The 18,223-nt window shown below is 63.4% G+C and carries 17 protein-coding genes and 1 pseudogene; 6 read left to right on the plus strand and 12 right to left on the minus strand.

All coding sequences use genetic code 11. The features are described from left to right. Positions 1 to 93: 93 nt before the first annotated feature. From FHT70_RS06815 to FHT70_RS06860, 10 genes and pseudogenes are all read right to left on the minus strand, one after another. Positions 94 to 264 (minus strand): annotated as a pseudogene (locus tag FHT70_RS06815) (helix-turn-helix domain-containing protein); the annotation flags it as partial. A gap of 275 nt (positions 265 to 539) precedes the next feature. Beyond that, the gene (locus tag FHT70_RS06820) at positions 540 to 833 is read right to left on the minus strand and encodes a type II toxin-antitoxin system RelE/ParE family toxin (RefSeq protein ID WP_183699748.1); all 294 of its coding nucleotides are present in this window, start codon (positions 831 to 833) and stop codon (positions 540 to 542) included. Continuing rightward, entirely contained in the window at positions 833 to 1,087 is a 255-nt protein-coding gene (locus FHT70_RS06825; protein ID WP_097598998.1) for a type II toxin-antitoxin system ParD family antitoxin, read from the minus strand. The genes FHT70_RS06820 and FHT70_RS06825 overlap by 1 nt, the downstream gene beginning before the upstream one ends. A 236-nt stretch (positions 1,088 to 1,323) precedes the next feature. Next, on the minus strand, positions 1,324 to 2,721 hold the full coding sequence (lpdA, locus tag FHT70_RS06830) for a dihydrolipoyl dehydrogenase (protein WP_183699750.1): 1,398 nt from the start codon (positions 2,719 to 2,721) through the stop codon (positions 1,324 to 1,326). Between the two features lie 3 nt (positions 2,722 to 2,724). Continuing rightward, positions 2,725 to 3,969, minus strand: coding sequence for a dihydrolipoamide acetyltransferase family protein (locus FHT70_RS06835; protein ID WP_183699752.1), 1,245 nt, complete (start codon positions 3,967 to 3,969; stop codon positions 2,725 to 2,727). 3 nt (positions 3,970 to 3,972) lie between these two features. Next, the gene (locus tag FHT70_RS06840) at positions 3,973 to 4,986 is read right to left on the minus strand and encodes an alpha-ketoacid dehydrogenase subunit beta (protein WP_183699754.1); all 1,014 of its coding nucleotides are present in this window, start codon (positions 4,984 to 4,986) and stop codon (positions 3,973 to 3,975) included. A gap of 1 nt (position 4,987) precedes the next feature. Further along, positions 4,988 to 6,220, minus strand: a complete 1,233-nt coding sequence (locus FHT70_RS06845; protein ID WP_085780867.1) for a 3-methyl-2-oxobutanoate dehydrogenase (2-methylpropanoyl-transferring) subunit alpha — start codon at positions 6,218 to 6,220, stop codon at positions 4,988 to 4,990. A gap of 60 nt (positions 6,221 to 6,280) precedes the next feature. Continuing rightward, positions 6,281 to 7,408, minus strand: a complete 1,128-nt coding sequence (locus FHT70_RS06850) for an acyl-CoA dehydrogenase family protein (protein WP_183699756.1) — start codon at positions 7,406 to 7,408, stop codon at positions 6,281 to 6,283. A gap of 19 nt (positions 7,409 to 7,427) precedes the next feature. Then, positions 7,428 to 8,615: an acetyl-CoA C-acyltransferase gene (locus FHT70_RS06855; protein ID WP_183699758.1), complete on the minus strand. Its 1,188-nt coding sequence runs from the start codon at positions 8,613 to 8,615 to the stop codon at positions 7,428 to 7,430. 23 nt (positions 8,616 to 8,638) lie between these two features. Continuing rightward, positions 8,639 to 9,406, minus strand: a complete 768-nt coding sequence (locus FHT70_RS06860; RefSeq protein ID WP_183699760.1) for a 3-hydroxyacyl-CoA dehydrogenase — start codon at positions 9,404 to 9,406, stop codon at positions 8,639 to 8,641. Between the two features lie 135 nt (positions 9,407 to 9,541). Here FHT70_RS06860 and FHT70_RS06865 point away from each other — a divergent pair, with 135 nt between their 5' ends. Beyond that, complete coding sequence (locus FHT70_RS06865; protein WP_183699762.1) at positions 9,542 to 10,549, plus strand: AraC family transcriptional regulator; 1,008 nt, start codon at positions 9,542 to 9,544, stop codon at positions 10,547 to 10,549. 1 nt (position 10,550) lies between these two features. Here the strand turns inward: FHT70_RS06865 and FHT70_RS30105 are convergent, their stop codons facing one another. Then, the gene (locus FHT70_RS30105) at positions 10,551 to 10,739 is read right to left on the minus strand and encodes a hypothetical protein (RefSeq protein ID WP_210282771.1); all 189 of its coding nucleotides are present in this window, start codon (positions 10,737 to 10,739) and stop codon (positions 10,551 to 10,553) included. Between the two features lie 62 nt (positions 10,740 to 10,801). On the opposite strand from FHT70_RS30105, the gene FHT70_RS06870 reads away from it, so the two are divergent. From FHT70_RS06870 to FHT70_RS06890, 5 genes are read left to right on the plus strand one after another with little or no spacing between them, the layout of a single operon-like run. Beyond that, a complete protein-coding gene (locus FHT70_RS06870) occupies positions 10,802 to 11,947 on the plus strand; it encodes an acyl-CoA dehydrogenase family protein (RefSeq protein ID WP_183699764.1) in 1,146 nt (381 codons plus the stop codon). Next, entirely contained in the window at positions 11,944 to 13,554 is a 1,611-nt protein-coding gene (locus FHT70_RS06875) for a carboxyl transferase domain-containing protein (protein WP_183699766.1), read from the plus strand. Before FHT70_RS06870 ends, FHT70_RS06875 begins: the two co-directional genes overlap by 4 nt. Positions 13,555 to 13,561: 7 nt before the next feature. Next, positions 13,562 to 15,427 carry an acetyl/propionyl/methylcrotonyl-CoA carboxylase subunit alpha gene (locus FHT70_RS06880; RefSeq protein ID WP_183699768.1) on the plus strand — a complete coding sequence of 622 codons (1,866 nt, stop codon included), beginning with the start codon at positions 13,562 to 13,564 and terminating at the stop codon, positions 15,425 to 15,427. Continuing rightward, positions 15,427 to 15,879 (plus strand): MaoC family dehydratase, encoded by a 453-nt coding sequence (locus tag FHT70_RS06885; RefSeq protein WP_183699770.1) that lies wholly within the window; start codon positions 15,427 to 15,429, stop codon positions 15,877 to 15,879. The genes FHT70_RS06880 and FHT70_RS06885 overlap by 1 nt, the downstream gene beginning before the upstream one ends. Next, the gene (locus tag FHT70_RS06890; protein ID WP_183699772.1) at positions 15,876 to 16,712 is read left to right on the plus strand and encodes a CoA ester lyase; all 837 of its coding nucleotides are present in this window, start codon (positions 15,876 to 15,878) and stop codon (positions 16,710 to 16,712) included. Before FHT70_RS06885 ends, FHT70_RS06890 begins: the two co-directional genes overlap by 4 nt. 17 nt (positions 16,713 to 16,729) lie before the next feature. Here the strand turns inward: FHT70_RS06890 and FHT70_RS06895 are convergent, their stop codons facing one another. Then, positions 16,730 to 18,181, minus strand: coding sequence for an efflux transporter outer membrane subunit (locus FHT70_RS06895; RefSeq protein ID WP_183699774.1), 1,452 nt, complete (start codon positions 18,179 to 18,181; stop codon positions 16,730 to 16,732). Positions 18,182 to 18,223: the final 42 nt, after the last annotated feature.

Consider the following 18,223-nt stretch of genomic DNA (forward strand, 5'->3'; position numbering starts at 1 on the left):
TGAAACTCCGGAGGGCGTAGCCGGGGATCACATGCACCCGCGGCGATTGTCGCGTGGGTTTCAGCCGTCCTTCGGGTGCGACTTTGCGCGGCACCGCCAACCTTGCGGCCAGAATGTGGGCTCGCCATCTTTCGCTCCTGCGATCCAGCGAATTGTCGTCGAAATCCCAATCCCGAACCGGGCTGCCGCCTGGCGTGCAGACACGCCCGCCGCAGATGCTTTCAAGACCCGTAATCGAAGATCATCGCTCAGTGCTCGTCCCATCATCCAGCTCTTCCGGTATGGATTTTGAATCCGCTTCGACTCGCCTCGTCACCTCACATATTCGTCGATCACAGGATCTGCTCTAGCGCATGGGAGGCGATTACGTGTTTGCCTCTCGCAGGGGCTGATCGCGGCGAACACCTCGTCCCCTGCTATTCGAGTAGACGACGCGGTTTCTCCAGCGATCGGTCGGGGTTCTATTAACAGGCTTTGCTGACGATATTCCCGGGCCTATTGCCCCATGCAACTGTGCTTGTTCATTCACTCAGCCAGGCCTAAGCGGGATCGCTGGCCCAGTCTTCGTGTCCATGGCGTATTCGGATCACGAATATAGTTCCGTGCTCCTCGATGCGGTAGACAATGAGATGGGCTTTGAACGGATGAACTCTAACTGGCGGCGAAATCTCTTCTCGCTCACGCGCCATTCGCGGATTGGCCGCAATCAGATCAAGCACGGTAAACAACTCGTCATGATACTGCCTAGCCTGTGCGGCGCCGAACATGCGCACTCCTTGTTCGGCGATCGCAATGATGTCCTCTTCCGCTTCGACTGAAAGGTCAAAGCGCATTATCTACTGCCGCGCGTTGTTTCTGCACGTGCCACTGCCGCGGCAAAGAGTTCGTCCTTCGAGCGGCTGCCAATACCGCTTTTTAAACCGTCATCGACGAAACGTTGCATGGCGGCAACCTTGTCACCGCGAATTTGGTCCCTCCGGATCAGGTCGCGCACATAGTCACTGGCATTGGAATATCGCCCGCTCTTTGCTTGTGCCTCAACCCAATCTTTCATCGGGTCCGGAAGAGATACGTTCATCGTAGCCATTCGAGCCTCCATGGTGCGAATAGGTTAACTGGACTTGGCAAAGTTTGTCAATCAGCTCCACGAGCGGCGATCTATGTCATATCCGGGGATTGCCGCCTACGCGATGACGAGTCAGCGCTTCAGGGGGTAGTCGGCCTGTCGATCAATGTCCGTGTTACGCTGGCACGGCCTTATTCCGGTCCCAGTTTATGTGATCCGAACCGGCAGACGTCATGCGTGATCCGGGTCCAGTCGGCTCAGATGTGCAAAGCGTTTCCCAACGCTTTCAGCGCTGCTTCCATGAGCGCTTCGCTACGGGTCGGATGGACGTGGATGGTGCCGGCGATGTCTTCCAGGCGTGCTCCCATCTCGATCGCCAGCGCAAAAGCTGCCGAGAGTTCGGACACTCCTGCCCCCACCGCCTGCAAGCCGAGAACGAGGTTCGTGTCGGCGCGCGCGACGACGCGCACAAAGCCCTCTTCGGAGAGCATCGTCATCGCCCGCCCGTTGGCGCTGAATGGAAACTGACCGGTGCGGATCTCATATCCTTGCGCGCGCGCCTCCGCCGGCGAGAGACCGGCGCTGACGATCTCAGGATCGGTAAAGCAGATGGCGGGAATGCATCTTTTGTCCCAACCCCGCCTCTTGCCCGCAACGATTTCTGCCACCATCTCCCCTTGCGCCATCGCCCGATGCGCCAGCATCGGCTCGCCGGTCACGTCGCCGATCGCATAGATGCCGCGCATCGAGGTGCGGCATTGATCGTCGATCCTCAGATACGGACCGGCGCGGTCGAGATCGAGTTCTTCGAGGCCGGAGCCCGCCGTTCGCGGGCGGCGTCCGACGGTGACAAGCACATGATCCGCCGGCAGTGTCTCACGCCGGCTGTCCGACGTTTCAACGATCAATGCCTCGGCATTATCGGCAAGACCCATCGCCCTTGCACCGGTCAGCACCCGGATACCGCTCTCGGTCAGCTTGCGCATGACGGGACGCACAAGTTCCGCATCATAGAGCGGCAGCACCTGCGGCGTCGCCTCGATGACGCTCACCTCCGAGCCCATCTTCGAAAAGGCCATGCCGAGTTCCAGCCCGATATAACCGCCGCCGACCACGACGAGCTTTTTCGGCAGTTCCGTGAGCGACAGCGCCTCAGTCGAGGAAATGACGCGGCCACCAAAAGGCAGATCGGCAAGCTCCACCGGATCGGATCCGGTGGCGATCACCACGGTCTCGGCGCGGATGACCTGCTGGCCGGTTTCGGTCTCCACCTCCACCGTCTTGCCGTCACGGAAACGGGCCCGGCCATGGACGATCTTCACCCGCGCATTCTGCAACAGACCCGAAACGCCGCCGGTGAGCCGGCCGACAATGCCGTCCTTCCAGGCGATCGTCCTTGCGAGGTCGATCGAGGCGCCTTCGATGCGGATGCCCATCGGATTTTTGCCGGCGAGCATTTTTTGCGTGGCGTTGAATTCCTCGGCAGCATGGATCAGTGCCTTGGAGGGAATGCAGCCGACCGTGAGACAGGTGCCGCCCGGCTTGCCGGCTTCGACGATGACAGTATCGATGCCGAGCTGTCCTGCGCGGATGGCGCAGACATAACCGCCCGGGCCGGCGCCGATGACGAGGAGCTTGCAGACGATTTCTTTCATGGCTCAGCCTTCGATGAAAATGAGCGCCGGCGTTTCGAGCAGCGTGCGGATGCGCTGGACGAAGGTCGCCGCATCCCAGCCGTCGATGATGCGATGATCGAAACTGGAGGAGAGGTTCATCATCTTGCGCGGCACGAATTGCGTGCCATCCCAGACCGGCCGAGTGGCAATCTTGTTGACGCCGATGATCGCCACCTCGGGATGGTTGATGACGGGCGTCGAAACGATGCCGCCGAGCGCGCCGAGTGAGCTGATGGTGATGGTGGAGCCGGACAGCTCGTCGCGCGTCGCCGTGCCCGAACGCGCCGCCTCCGCCAGCCGGACCATCTCGGCGGCGCAATCCCAGATGCCGCGTGCTTCCGCATGCCGCACGACAGGCACGGTCAGGCCGGCCGGCGTCTGCGTGGCGATACCGATATGGACGGCGCTATGGCGCGTGATGATGCCGGCATCGTCGTCAAAAGTGGCGTTGACCTCGGGCTGCCCGGCAATGGCTTTGACCAGGGCCCGCATCAGGAAGGGCAGGACCGTGAGCTTGGGATGGCCCTCCCTGCGGTCGCCGTTCATGGTGGCGCGCAGTTCCTCCAGCGCCGTCATGTCTACTTCCTCCACATAGGTGATGTGGGGAATGCGCGAGGTGGACAGCACCATTTTCTCGGCGATGCGGCGGCGCAGTCCGGTGAGCTTGATCTCCTCGGTCGCCGTCTTCTTGGCGGATCCGCCCCTTAGGAGGGCCGGAGCGGCGCCTTGCACGAGGAATTGCTCGACATCTTCGCGCAGGATGCGCCCGGCCGGCCCGGTCCCCTGCACTTGCCTCAGATCGACACCGCTTTCCCTGGCGAAGAGCCGCACGGAGGGCGCGGCAAGCGGCTTTTCGGCGGGCGCAGCCGCAGCAGCCGGCGCTGCGGTGACCGGCGTCGCTGGGGCAGGCCTGGGGATCTCCGCTTTGGCCACTTCGGCGCTCGGCGCCTGCGAGATCGGCATCGGTTGGGCCTCACCGGCACCTTCCGCCGTTTCGATCCGCACCAGCGGCGCCTTGACCGCGATGCGGTCTCCGATATCGCCGGCGAGCCAGATGACAGTGCCATCGACGGGAGAGGGAATTTCGACCGTCGCCTTGTCCGTCATCACGGCGGCGATCACCATGTCCTCGCGGACGGAATCTCCCGTCTTCACGTGCCATTCCACCAACTCGGCCTCGGCGACCCCTTCTCCAACATCGGGCATCTTGATGATGAATTCGCCCATGGCTCAGGCCTCCATGACTTCGGCAAGCGCCCGCCCTACGCGGCCGGGACCGGGGAAATAGTCCCATTCCTGCGCATGCGGATAGGGCGTATCCCAGCCGGCGACGCGCACAACAGGCGCTTCGAGATGATAGAAGCAATGTTCCTGCACTAGCGACACGACCTCGGCGCCGAAGCCCGACGTCAAGGTCGCCTCATGGACGACGACGCAGCGTCCGGTCTTGGTCACCGATTTGACGATCGTATCGAGATCGAGCGGCAGCAGGCTTCTCAAATCGATCACTTCGGCATCAATGCCGACATCCTCGGCCGCGGCCAGCGCCACATGCACCATCGTGCCATAGGCGATGACGGTCACCGCCGATCCCGCCCGCCGCACCTCGGCCTTGCCGATCGGGATCGTGTAATGGCCATCGGGCACCTCGCCCAGATCGTGTTTCGACCAGGGGGTCACCGGCCGCTCGTGATGGCCGTCAAAGGGGCCGTTATAGAGCCGCTTCGGTTCGAGGAACATGACGGGATCGGGGTCCTCGATCGCCGCGATCAGCAGGCCCTTGGCGTCATAGGGATTGGACGGGACGATCACTTTCAGCCCGCAGACATGGGTGAAGAGCGCCTCCGGGCTCTGGCTGTGCGTCTGGCCGCCGAAGATGCCGCCGCCAGTCGGCATGCGCACAACGATCGGGCAGGTGAAATCGCCGTTGGAGCGATAGCGGATGCGGGCCGCCTCCTGCGTCAGCTGGTCATAGGCCGGATACATGTAGTCGGCGAACTGGATCTCGACGCAGGGCTTCAGCCCATAGGCAGCCATGCCGATTGCCGTGCCGACGATACCGGATTCGCTGATCGGCGTATCGAAGCAGCGCGTCCTGCCATATTTTGCCTGCAGGCCCTGCGTACAGCGGAAGACGCCGCCGAAATAACCGACATCTTCGCCGAAAACGACGACATTGTCGTCCTTCGCCATTGACACGTCCATGGCGCTGCGCACGGCCTCGATCATCGTCATCCTGGCCATGTCAGTATCCTGCCTTCTGCCGCTGGCGACGAATATGCGCCGGCATCTCGGCATAGACCCCTTCGAAAATGTCACGCACCGAAGGCTTGCCGCCGGCATGCAGCGTGCCATGCGCCTCGGCCTGGCGCTGCGCCTCGATCACCTCGTCCATGATTTCGGCTTCCGCCTGCACATGCCGCTCCTCCGACCAAACACCCTTGACGATCAGATGTTTCTTCAGCCGCAGCACCGGATCGCCGAGTGGCCAGGCTTCCGATTCCGTCTTCGGCCGATAGGCGCTCGGATCGTCAGAGGTCGAATGCGCGCCGACGCGGTAGGTCACATGTTCGATCAGCGTCGGGCCGAGATTGCGCCGGGCGCGTTCGGCCGCCCAGCGGGAGACGGCATGGACGGCGAGATAATCGTTGCCATCAACCCGCAGCGCCGGAATGCCGAAGCCGAGGCCGCGGGCGGCAAAAGTGCCGGAACCGCCGCGGGCAATTCCCTGGAACGTGGAGATCGCCCATTGATTGTTGACGATGTTGAGGATCACAGGCGCCTTATAGGTCGAGGCGAAGACGAGCGCCGAGTGAAAATCCGATTCCGCCGTCGATCCGTCACCGATCCAGGCCGCGGCAATGCGGCTGTCGTTTTTGATCGCCGAGGCCATCGCCCAGCCGACGGCCTGCACATATTGGGTGGCGAGATTGCCCGAGATGGTGAAGAACCCGTGTTCCTTGGAGGAATACATGATCGGCAACTGCCGGCCGTGCAGCGGATCGCTCTCGTTCGAATAGATCTGGTTCATCATCTCGACCATCGGGTAGTCGTCGGCAATCAATAGGCCCGCCTGGCGATAGGTCGGGAAATTCATGTCGCCCTTGTTGAGCGCCTTGCGGAAGGCGCAGCTGACGGCCTCTTCGCCGAGATGCTGCATGTAGAAGGAGGTCTTGCCCTGTCGCTGCGCCATCAGCATGCGGGCGTCGAAGGCGCGCAGCTTCATCATGTTGCGAAGCCCGGACAGCAGTTCTTCATCAGAGAGCGAGCCCGCCCAGGGGCCGACCGCTTCGCCGTCACGGTTCAAGACGCGGATGATGGAATAGGCGAGATCGCGGATATCCTCGGACGCGACATCGACTTCGGGCCGCGGCACGGAACCGGCCTTGGCGATCTTGACGTTGGAAAAATCGGGCTGGCCGCCCGGGCGGACGGCGGGTTCGGGGACGTGCAGGCTCAAACGAGCGGAATCCACCATGTCTCTTCTTTCCTCCCTCTGCCGACTCGCCCCTCCCCGGAAGCGGGCCGGATGGCATTCTTACAGATTGCGGGCGATCACCATGCGCTGGACGTCGCTCGTTCCCTCGTAGATCTGGCAGATGCGCACGTCGCGATAGATGCGCTCGACCGGATAATCGGCCATGTAGCCGTAGCCGCCGTGGATCTGGATCGCATCGGAGCAGACGCGCTCGGCCATCTCCGAGGCAAAGAGTTTCGCCATCGAGGCTTCCGAAAGGCAGGGAAGCTCCGCCTCCCGGAGCGAAGCGGCGTGAAAGACGAGCTGACGTGCCGCCTCGATCCGCATCGTCATATCGGCAAGGCGGAAGGCGACGGCCTGATGCTCAAAAATTGGCTTGCCGAAGGCGGTACGCTCCTTGGCATAGTCACGCGCCGCCTCGAAAGCGGCCCGTGCCATGCCAACGGCTTGGGCGGCAATGCCGATCCGTCCGCCCTCGAGATTGGCGAGCGCGATGCGATAGCCTTCGCCTTCCGCACCGAGCCTGAAATCCGCAGGAATGCGCATGGCGTTGAAGGCGATCTGGCAGGTATCGGTGGAATGCAGTCCGAGCTTTTCCTCGACCCGGATCACCTCATAGCCAGGTGTATCCGTCGGCACGATGAAGGCGGTGATGCCCTTCTTGCCGGCGTCGGGATCGGTGACGGCAAAGACGATGATGACATTACCGTTCTTTCCAGAAGTGATGAACTGCTTGGCGCCGTCGATCACATAGTCGTCGCCGTCGTGCCGGGCCCGGGTCTTCAGGTTCGAGGCATCGGAACCGGCCTGCGGCTCGGTCAGCGCGAAGCCGCCGATCCATTCGCCGGTCGCAAGCTTCGGCAGGAAGCGCTGCCGCTGCTCCTCGGTGCCGAATTTCAGGATCGGCACACAACCGACGGAGCTGTGCACGCTCATGATCGTCGAACAGGGTCCGTCGCCGGCGGCAATCTCCTCGAGTGCCGCGGCATAGGCGACGACGCCCGTATCCGAGCCGCCATAGGCTTCCGGAACCAGCATGCCGAGCAGCCCGAGTTCGCCCATCTCCTTCAGCTCCTCGCGCGGGAAGAGATGCTCCCGGTCGCGTTTGGCCGCTCCCGGCGCCAGCCGGTCGCGGGCAAAGTCGCGGGCGAGATCTGTGATCTGCTGCTGGAGTTCGGAAAGGATCATGTTGCTCCTCCCCTCCCCGCTAATGCCGCTCGATGGCGACGGCCGTCGCCTCGCCGCCACCGATGCAAAGCGCCGCCATGCCGCGCTTCAGATCATAGCGCTCCAGTGCCGACAGCAGCGTCACCAGAATCCGGGCTCCCGACGCGCCGATCGGATGGCCGAGCGCGCAGGCACCGCCATGCACATTGACCTTTTCATGCGGCAGGTCGAGATCGCGCATTGCCGCCATCGCGACGACCGCGAAAGCCTCGTTAATTTCGAAGAGGTCGACATCCGCAAGCGCCAGGCCGGTCCGGTCCGACAGCTTCTGCAGTGCGCCGATCGGTGCGGTGGCGAAGAGATTGGGTGCCTGCGAATGGGTGGCATGGCCGAGGATGGTAGCGAGCGGGGCAAGACCGCGGCGCTCCGCCTCGGAGCGGCGCATCAGCACGAGCGCTGCCGCGCCGTCTGAGATCGAGCTGGAATTGGCCGCTGTCACCGTGCCTTCCTCTCGGAAGGCGGGCTTCAGCGTCGGAATCTTATCGAACTTGGCACGGCCCGGCTGTTCGTCGCGGCGGGCAACCTGCTCGGCTTTCCCCGACTTGATCGTCACCGGCACGATCTCGCTTTCGAAGCTACCCTCCGCGATTGCCTTCTGCGCCCGCGTCAGAGAAGCGATGGCGTAATTATCCTGCGCCTCGCGCGTGAACTGATAGGCCTCGGCGCAATCTTCTGCGAAGCTGCCCATCAAGCGCCCCTTGTCATAAGCATCCTCCAGCCCGTCGAGGAACATGTGATCCACGACACGCCCATGGCCGAGCCTGTAGCCGCCACGGGCCCTGTCAAGGAGATAGGGCGCATTCGTCATGCTTTCCATGCCGCCGGCAACTGCCACAGAAGCACTGCCGGCGGCGATCTGGTCATGGGCCATCATGACAGCCTTCATGCCCGAGCCGCACATCTTGTTGACGGTGCTGGCGCCGGTCGCAAAGGGCAGCCCGGCATGGATCGCCGCCTGACGAGCCGGCGCCTGGCCTTGCCCGGCAGGCAACACGCAGCCGAAGACGACCTCCTCGATCGCCTCGGCCTCAACGCCGCTGCGCTCAAGTGCCGCGCGGATCGCCATTGCTCCGAGCTCCGGCGCTGTCGCGTCCTTCAGCTCTCCCTGAAAGCTGCCGATCGGGGTGCGCGCTGCACCGACGATGACGATGGGATCCTGCAAAACCATCTTTCCTCCTTCGGGCGACGCGCTCAGCGCGCGCCCATCCGCAATGCGCCGTCGAGGCGGATGACCTCGCCGTTCAGCATGTTGTTTTCAAAGATATGGCGCACCAGCCCGGCAAATTCCGGTGGCCGGCCGAGCCGCGGCGGAAAAGGCACACTCTGGCCGAGAGCTGCCTGAACCTCGTCCGGCATGCCGGCCATCATCGGCGTCTCGAAGATGCCGGGCGCGATCGACACGACGCGGATGCCGTGACGGGCAAGCTCGCGGGCGATTGGCAAGGTCATCGCCGCCACTCCGCCCTTGGAGGCGGCATAGGCGGCCTGGCCGATCTGGCCGTCGAAGGCGGCGACCGAAGCCGTATTGACGATCACGCCGCGCTCGCCTTCACCATCCGGTTCCACATTCTGGATCGCGGCCGCGGCAAGCCGGATCATGTTGAACGTGCCGATCAGATTGATGCTGATGGTGCGTACGAAACTCTCCAGGCGGTGCGGCCCGTCGCGGCCGACCACTTTTTCGGCCGGCGCCACGCCAGCGCAATTGACCAGCCCGCGCAGGCTGCCGAAGGCTTCATGCGCCGCGGCGACCACCGCAGCTCCCGCCTCGCCGTCGGTCACGTCAGCCTCGACGAAGCGGGCGTCTATGCCGAATTCCCGAGCCATCCCCTCTCCCGCTTCGACATTGAGATCGGCAATCATCACGCGCCCGCCAGCCTCGACCAGCATGCGCGCGGTCGCGGCACCGAGCCCGGAACCGCCTCCGGTCACGATGAAACTTGCTCCACGGATCAGCATGAATCTCTTCTCCTCGCCGCCGGCCCATCTCCTCCAGATATCGCCGGCAGGCAGGATTCTATTCGCTCTACCTATTGCAAGCGATGACAGAATTGCTCCATTATTTCGGCCAGTTTTGCCATAGCGGGAGATCGGATGGTCGAGGTCGAGCGACGCATGATCGCACCGGGCTTCGTCGAGGAGGCGCTCGACAGCCTGCGGCGGCTCGGCAAGCCGACGGCGCCAATCCTTGCGCGGGTCGGCCTGCCGGCGGTAGTCGATCAGCCGGTGTCTGCCGAGACCTATGGCGCGCTCTGGCTGGCGATTGCCGCCGAGCTCGACGACGAATTCTTCGGCATGAGCGGCCGGCCGATGCGCAGCGGTAGCTTCACGCTGCTCTGCCACTGCGTGCTGCACGCGCCAACGCTGGGTCAGGCGCTGCGCCGGGCGCTGCGCTTTCTCGATGTCGTGCTCGACGATCCCAGAGGGAGGCTCGTCATCCGCGAGGGCCTAGCGGAGGTCGAGCTCAGGGATACCGGCAGCCCGCGCTCGGCCTTCGCTTACCGCACCTACTGGATCATCCTGCACGGCATCACCTGCTGGCTGGTCGGCCGGCGTATCCCGATCCGGCTCGTCGATTTCCGCTGCGTCGAGCCGAAACAAGGCGCCGACTACCGGCTTTTCTTTGGCGCACCGGTGCGCTTCTCGCAACCGATCAGCCGGCTCGGTTTCGACAGCGCCATGCTTGACCTGCCGATCTCACGCAACGAACAGGCGCTAAAGCAGTTCCTGCGCGGGGCGCCCGCGAATATTCTGGTGCGCTACCGCTACGATGCAGGAGTCGCCGCCGCCGTCCGCCGGCGTTTAGGCCAGGCGACGCCAGTCACGTGGCGCAGCTTCGCCGAACTCGCCGCCGATATGCGCATGCGGCCTTCGACGTTGCGCCACCGCCTGCACGATGAGGGGCAGAGTTATGCTGCCATCAAAGACGACATCCGCCGGGATCTCGCCGTCGAATTACTGCTGAACACCTCGAAAACGATCGGCGAAATCGCCGCACAGCTCGGCTATTCCGAACCCAGCGCCTTCTTTCGCGCCTTCCGCAAATGGATGGGCAAAAGCCCCGAGGCTTTCCGACGAGAGGAAGCGGAGAATTCAATCTAGATCAGTCGAAACGCTTAACCCCACCCGACTGACTTCGCGCCTTCGAGAACATGGCGGCAATCTTCATCATAAAGGATTTGCTGAAGCGACCGAGGACCTGGTGATAAGGCTCGATGTACCAGGAGTGCTCGACGATGTCGTAATTGTATTCGTCAACGACGCGAGCAAATGGGAGTGCGCTCGCGAGCATCACCCCAACGGCACTTTGAACCTTCCGCAACCCGCGCTACATATTTCAGCGGGAGGAGTGCCATGTTTGATTTTTCGCTCGGCGAAACGGCGGATGCGATCCGCGAAACGACGGCGCGGTTTGCCGCCGCTCAGATTGCTCCGTTGGCTGCGGAGATCGACGAAAGCAACACGTTTCCACGTCAGCTCTGGCCCCAGATGGGGGCACTCGGCCTTCATGGCATCACCGTCGAGGAAGAATTTGGCGGCGCCGGTCTCGGCTATCTCGAGCACGTCGTCGCCATGGAGGAGGTCTCGCGCGCCTCGGCTTCCGTTGGCCTGAGCTACGGCGCCCATTCCAATCTCTGCGTCAACCAGATCCGCTGCTGGGCCTCCCCCGAGCAGAAACGCCGTCATCTGCCGAAGCTGATCTCGGGCGACCATGTCGGCTCGCTTGCCATGTCGGAAGTGGGTTCCGGTTCCGATGTCGTCTCCATGCGGCTACGCGCCGAGAAAAGAGGCGACCGCTATATTCTGAACGGCACGAAGTTCTGGATAACCAACGCGCCCCATGCCGACGTGCTTGTCGTCTATGCCAAGACCGATCCCGCAGCCGGCCCGAAAGGCATTTCCGCCTTCATCATCGAAAAGGGCCTCACCGGCTTCACCGTCTCCGAGAAACTCTCCAAGCTCGGCATGCGCGGCAGCGACACGGCCGAACTGGTCTTTCAGGATTGCGAAGTGCCGGCCGAGGCGCTGATGGGCCGGGAGGGAGAAGGCGTGAAGATCCTGATGTCCGGCCTGGATTATGAGCGTGCGGTGCTCGCCGCCGGCCCGCTCGGCATCATGCAGGCCTGCCTCGATGTGGTGCTGCCCTATGTGCGCGATCGCAAGCAGTTCGGCAAGCCGATCGGCGATTTCCAGCTGATGCAGGGCAAGATCGCCGACATGTATGTCGCACTGAATTCGGCGCGCGCCTATGTCTATTCAGTGGCACGGGCCTGCGATGCCGGCCGCGCAACGCGCACCGATGCGGCCGCCGCGATCCTCTTTGCGAGTGAGAATGCCGTGAAGGTGTCGCTGGAAGCGATTCAGGCGCTTGGCGGCGCCGGCTATACCAAGGAATGGCCGGTCGAGCGCTTCCTGCGCGACGCCAAGCTCTACGATATCGGCGCCGGCACCAACGAGATCCGCCGCTATCTGATCGGGCGGGAGCTCATCGCATCATGACGGTGATTTCGACTGCGATCGATCGCGACAGCGAAAGCTTCAAAGCCAATACCGCCAAGAACAAGGCCCTCATCGATGAGCTCTACGAACGCTCGGCGAAAGCGCGCGAGGGCGGATCGCAGGCGGCGCGCGAGCGCCACACCGGCAAGGGCAAGCTCCTGCCGCGCGACCGCATTCAGCTCCTGCTCGATGCCGGCAGCCCTTTCCTGGAGATCGGCACGCTGGCGGGCAACGGCATGTATGGTGACGAGGCGCCGGGTGCGGGCATCATATCGGGCATCGGCCGGGTTTCCGGCCGCGAGGTGATGATCGTCGCCAATGACGCGACAGTGAAGGGTGGCGCGTACTACCCTCTGACGGTCAAGAAGCATCTGCGGGCACAGGAGATCGCGCTGCAGAACCGGCTGCCCTGCATCTATCTCGTCGATAGCGGCGGCGCCAATCTTCCGCATCAGGCCGACGTCTTCCCCGACCGCGACCATTTCGGCGCGATCTTCTACAATCAGGCGCAGATGTCGGCCGAAGGCATTCCGCAGATCGCCTGCGTCATGGGAAGCTGCACGGCCGGCGGCGCCTATGTGCCGGCCATGTCCGACGAAACGGTGATCGTGCGCAATCAGGGCACGATCTTCCTCGCCGGGCCGCCCCTGGTCAAGGCCGCCACCGGCGAGATCATCTCGGCCGAAGAGCTCGGCGGCGCCGAGACCCATGGCCGCCGCTCCGGCGTCGTCGATCACGTGGCGGAAAACGACGAACATGCGCTGCTGCTCGTGCGCGATATCGTCGCCAGCCTCAACAGCGTCAAATCGGTCGATATCGACATCCAGCCTCCGCGGTCGCCGAAACTCGATGTGGACGACCTACTTGGCCTCATACCTGAGGACGTGCGGTCGCCCTATGACGTGCGCGAGGTGATCGGCCGGATCGTCGACGGCTCGGAACTGCACGAGTTCAAGCCGCTTTACGGTTCCACGCTCATCTGCGGCTTTGCCCGCATCTGGGGCATGCCGGTCGCCGTCATCGCCAACAACGGGGTGCTCTTTTCCGAAAGCGCGCTGAAGGGTGCGCATTTCATCGAGCTCGCCTGCCAGCGCCGCGTGCCGCTGCTGTTCCTGCAGAATATTTCCGGTTTCATGGTCGGCGGCCGCTATGAGGCCAGCGGCATCGCCAAGGACGGAGCAAAGCTGGTGACGGCGGTTGCGACAGCAACCGTGCCGAAGGTCACCGTCATCATCGGCGGCAGTTTCGGCGCCGGCAATTACGGCATGTGCGGCCGCGCCTATCGCCCGCGTTTCCTTTTCACCTGGCCGAACAGCCGCATCAGCGTCATGGGCGGCGAACAGGCGGCCTCCGTGCTCGCCACCATCCGCCGCGACGCGCTGGAGGCGCGCGGTGAGAATTGGTCTGTCGACGAGGAGGAGGCCTTCAAGGCGCCGATCCGCGCCGGCTACGAGGCTGAAGGCAATCCCTATTATGCTACGGCCCGTCTTTGGGACGACGGCATCATCGACCCGCGCCAGACGCGGGACGTGCTCGGCCTTGCCTTCTCCGCCTGCCTGAATGCGCCGATCCCGAAAGGGCCGCGCTTCGGCCTGTTTCGGATGTGAGGCGGCAATGATGGAAAGCCTTCTCATCGCCAACAGAGGCGAAATTGCCCGCCGCATCATCCGCACGGCAAAGACCGCCGGCATCCGTACGATCGCCGTCAATTCCGAAGCCGATGCCGACCTGCCCTTCGTCAAGGAGGCGGACGAGGCGATCGCCATCGGCCCGCCGCCGGCCCGCGAAAGCTATCTGTCCGAGGCGCGCATTCTCGAAGCCGCCCGGAAAACCGGCGCGGCCGCGATCCATCCGGGCTACGGTTTTCTGTCGGAAAATGCCGAATTTGCCGAAGCGGTCGAGAAGGCCGGCATCATCTGGGTCGGCGCACCGCCGGCCGCTATCCGAGCGATGGGGCTGAAGGACGCCGCCAAGCAATTGATGCAGGCAGCCGGCGTGCCGGTCACGCCCGGTTATCTCGGTCCGGACCAGAGCGAAGCAAGGCTTGCGGCCGAGGCTGATACAATCGGCTACCCCGTCCTCATCAAGGCGGTTGCCGGCGGCGGCGGCAAGGGCATGCGCCGTGTCGACCGTCCGCAGGATTTCGCCGAACTTCTCGCCTCCTGCCGCCGCGAGGCAGCCGCCGCCTTCGGCGACGACCGCGTTCTGATCGAACGCTATATCACCAATCCGCGTCATATCGAGGTGCAGGTCTTCGCCGATAGGTTCGGGAACTGCGTCCACCTCTTCGAGCGAGATTGTTCGCTGCAGCGTCGTCACCAGAAAGTCATCGAGGAAGCTCCTGCCCCAGGGCTCGATGCTGCCACGCGCGGGGCGATCTGCGATGCGGCGGTGAAAGCGGCAACAGCGGTGAACTATGTCGGCGCCGGCACGATCGAATTCGTCGCCGATGCCTCGCAAGGCCTGCGTCCGGATCGTATCTGGTTCATGGAGATGAACACGCGCTTGCAGGTGGAACATCCCGTCACTGAAGCCATAACAGGTGAGGATCTGGTGCTCTGGCAGCTGAAGGTCGCAACCGGCGAGCCGCTGCCGAAGAGCCAGGACGAGATCGCCATGAAGGGCTGGGCATTCGAGGCACGGCTCTATGCCGAAAATCCCGGCGCCGGCTACCTGCCCTCGACCGGCCGGCTCAAACATCTCAAACTCCCCAGAACTGTCCGCGTCGACAGCGGCGTCGAACAGGGGGACGAGATCACCGCCTTTTACGATCCGATGATCGCCAAGATCATCGCGCATGGGCCGAGCCGCGAGGCCGCGCTGTCGAAGCTCGCAGCCGCCTGCGCCAGCGTCGAAGTCTGGCCGGTCAGATCCAATGCCGGTCTTCTCGCCCGCATCGCCGTCGACCCGGATTTTCGCGCCGCACGGATCGACACAGGTTTCCTCGACCGCCATGGTGAAAACCTTGTGGCGACGGAGCCGGAGGAGACGGCAATCGACAAAGCGGCAACGGCACTTTCGAAGGCCGCGAACGAGGATCCCTGGTCGATGCTGACCGGTTTTCGTATCGCCTGGCCAGATGACGGGCGCGTGCGGGTGCGCATCGACGGTCACCTCTATTGGGGACGTGTACGCCCCGGCCCTGAAGCGAATGCCGTCAAGATCGACGAGAAAATGGTGCTTTTCGATGCCGGCAATGCCTGGCCGATCGGCCTGCCCCATGCGGGCGAGGTCGAGGCAAGCCAGGGTGTGGGCGATGGCGCCATCCTCTCGCCGATGCCCGGCCTCGTCATTTCGGTCGACGTCGCCGAAGGCGATCATGTCGCGAAGGGGGACCGCCTGCTGACTGTGGAAGCGATGAAGATGGAACATGCGCTGCGGGCGCCCTTCGACGGCATCGTCGGAAAATTACAGGTTTCCACAGGCGTCCGGGTGTCGGAAAACCAGTGGGTCGTCAGCGTCATCAAGGAGGAGGCGTGATGGCCGGCCGTTATTTTGACGAATGGACGGTCGGCAACCGCATTGCCCATGAGATCCGTCGCACTGTCACCGAGACCGACAACCTGCTGTTCACGACGCTGTCCCACAATCCGCAGCCGCTGCATCTCGATGCCGATTACGCCGCCAGCACGGAATTCGGCCGCATCGTCGTCAACGGCACCTTCACCTTTGCGCTGACCGTCGGCCTTTCGGTCGGCGACACCACGCTCGGCACGCTCGTCGCCAATCTCGGCTATGACAAGGTGACGATGCCGAAGCCTGTTTTCATCGGCGATACACTACGGGTGGAAACCGAGGTGACGGAGCTGCGCCGCTCGAACTCCCGCCCCGATGCCGGCATCGTCACCTTCCGGCATGTCACGTTGAACCAGCGTGACGAGATCGTCTGCCAGTGCCTGCGCACGGCAATGCTGAAGGTCAAGCCGTCATGAGGCTGCGCTCGCTGCTCTTCGTGCCCGGCGACCGGCCGGAGCGTTTCGAAAAAGCGCTGGCCTCCGGCGCCGATGCCGTCATTCTCGACCTGGAAGATTCGGTCGCACCGGCAAACAAGCCGCGAGCCCGCGGGGCCGTGCACGAATTCGTCCTGCGCCATGCAGGCGAAACCCATCTGCTGATCCGCATCAATCCCCTCGCCTCGCTCGAAGCAGAAGACGACCTTGCCGCGATCAGCGGCCTTCACCCTTTCGCGATCATGCTGCCGAAGGCCGAAGGGGCTACCTCTGTGCGCAAACTCGTAGCCTTGCTGACGCCGGCCGTTACGATTTTGCCGATCGCCACCGAAACACCCTCCGCGATCTTCGAAATCGGCAGCTACCGGGAGGTTTCGCCCAGCCTTTGCGGCCTGACCTGGGGCGCTGAGGATCTGCCCGCCGCGATAGGGGCTTCGACCGCGCGCAGAACGGATGGCCGTTATACACCGCCTTACGAGCTTGCCCGTTCGCTTACCCTATTCGCAGCCCATGCCGCCGCCGTCCCGGCAATCGAAACCGTCTACCCGGATTTCCGCGATCTCAACGGTCTCCGAGCCTATGCCGGCCGCGGCCGGCGCGACGGCTTTTCCGGCATGATGGCCATTCATCCAAGTCAGGTCGAAACGATCAATCACGCCTTCACACCTGACACCGCCGAGATTGCCTGGGCCGAGAAAGTCGCCGTCGCCTTTTCCGCCAGGCCGGATGCCGGCGTCATCCAGCTTGACGGACGCATGCTTGACCTGCCGCATCTCAAACTTGCGCTGCGCATTCTGGAAAGCGCCGGACGATAGGCCAACCTTCCAGATAATCAACCCGACTTTGCCGTTTGCCTGGAGGCGGCCTGCTCCGGCTCGAGGTAACCGGCGCCGATGGCGACATAGAGGTCCACATAATCCTTCGCGACCTGCTGCACGGTGGCAGCGAGGCTTTCCTGAGCATCTGAGACCGACCGCTGCGCGTCCAGAACGTCGAGCAGCGACGAGGCGCCATCCTTGTAGCTCGTGGTCGAAAGCGCCAGCGATTCCTGCGCGGTCTGCACCTGCCTGCGCAACGGTCCCAGCGTCTGCGTAGCGTGGCGGACGGCTGCAAGCGCATTCTCGACCTCTTCGACCCCGTTCAGCACCGCCGCCTTCCACGCCAGATATTGGGTTCTGGCATCGGATTTCTCGATGTCGACATTGGCCCGCAACTTGCCGCCATCGAAAATCGGCAGGTTGAGCGCCGGTCCGAACGACCAGCTGGTGAGGCTGGCGCCGCTGGCGCCCGATGCTTTGACCCAGCTCGGCGAAATCGAGCCGGAGAGCGAGATTGATGGGTAGAGCTGGGCTTGCGCTGCACCGATATCGGCCACAGCCGCCGCAAGCTCGCGTTCGGCCTTCCTTATATCGGGACGATTGCGAATGAGATCGGCCGGAATGCCGGCACGAATGTCGCCGCGGAACACCGGCTGACCTGTATTCTTGCGCAGCTCGTCCGTCAGCGAAGCCGCCGGCATTCCGAGCAAGGTAGCAATGTGATGGGCCGATTCGGTAAAACTCTGTTCGAGGCCAGGAATGTCGGCCTTTGTCGACTGTACCAGGCCCTCGGCCTGGACGACGTCGAGGCGGGAGGCCGCACCGGCTTTCAGCTGCAGCTGCGTGAGTTCGTAAGTCTGCTGGCGGGACTTCAAATTCGCCTGTGAAAGCGCGATCCGCTCCTGATAATAGCGGGCGTCGATATAGCTCTCGACCAGGTCTTTCAGGAAGGTGAGCTTTGCATTGTCGGCCGTCGCATAAGCGGCCCCCAGCGAGGCGATGGCGCTCTCTTTCGAACGACGGTACTGGCCGAAGACGTCGAGCAGCCAGGAAAAGCTGGCATTGCCGCCTGAAGTGTTAGTAGTGCCGACCGTGGTGCGCAGCCGCCCCTTCTCGCCGGACAGGGTATGCGACCCGTCGACCGTCAGGCTCGGCAGGGCGCCTGCACCGGCGACCGTGACGTTGGCGGAAGCGGAGTTGATGCTTTCGAGCGCCTGCAGCACATCGAGGTTCTCGCTGAGGCCGTAAGTGACCAACCCATCGAGCTTCTTGTCGCGATAGGCCGTCCACCACTCGGCAGTCACGACATCGCCGTTGCTCTTATTACTCCCCGCTTCGAATTTGGGGGGAAGCGGCATCTCAGGGGGAACATGATCCGGGCCGCTGACGCAGCCTGTCAGCAGCAGTGGGAATGTGGATGCGGCGTAGCGGAGGGATGATAGTCTTCTGCGAAGCGACGTACTCACTGGCGAGCCTTCTGAACCGGGATCGTGGGTTCAGGCTTAGCG

Origin of the sequence: Rhizobium sp. BK049 (assembly GCF_014193135.1) — a bacterium.
Lineage (GTDB): Bacteria > Pseudomonadota > Alphaproteobacteria > Rhizobiales > Rhizobiaceae > Rhizobium.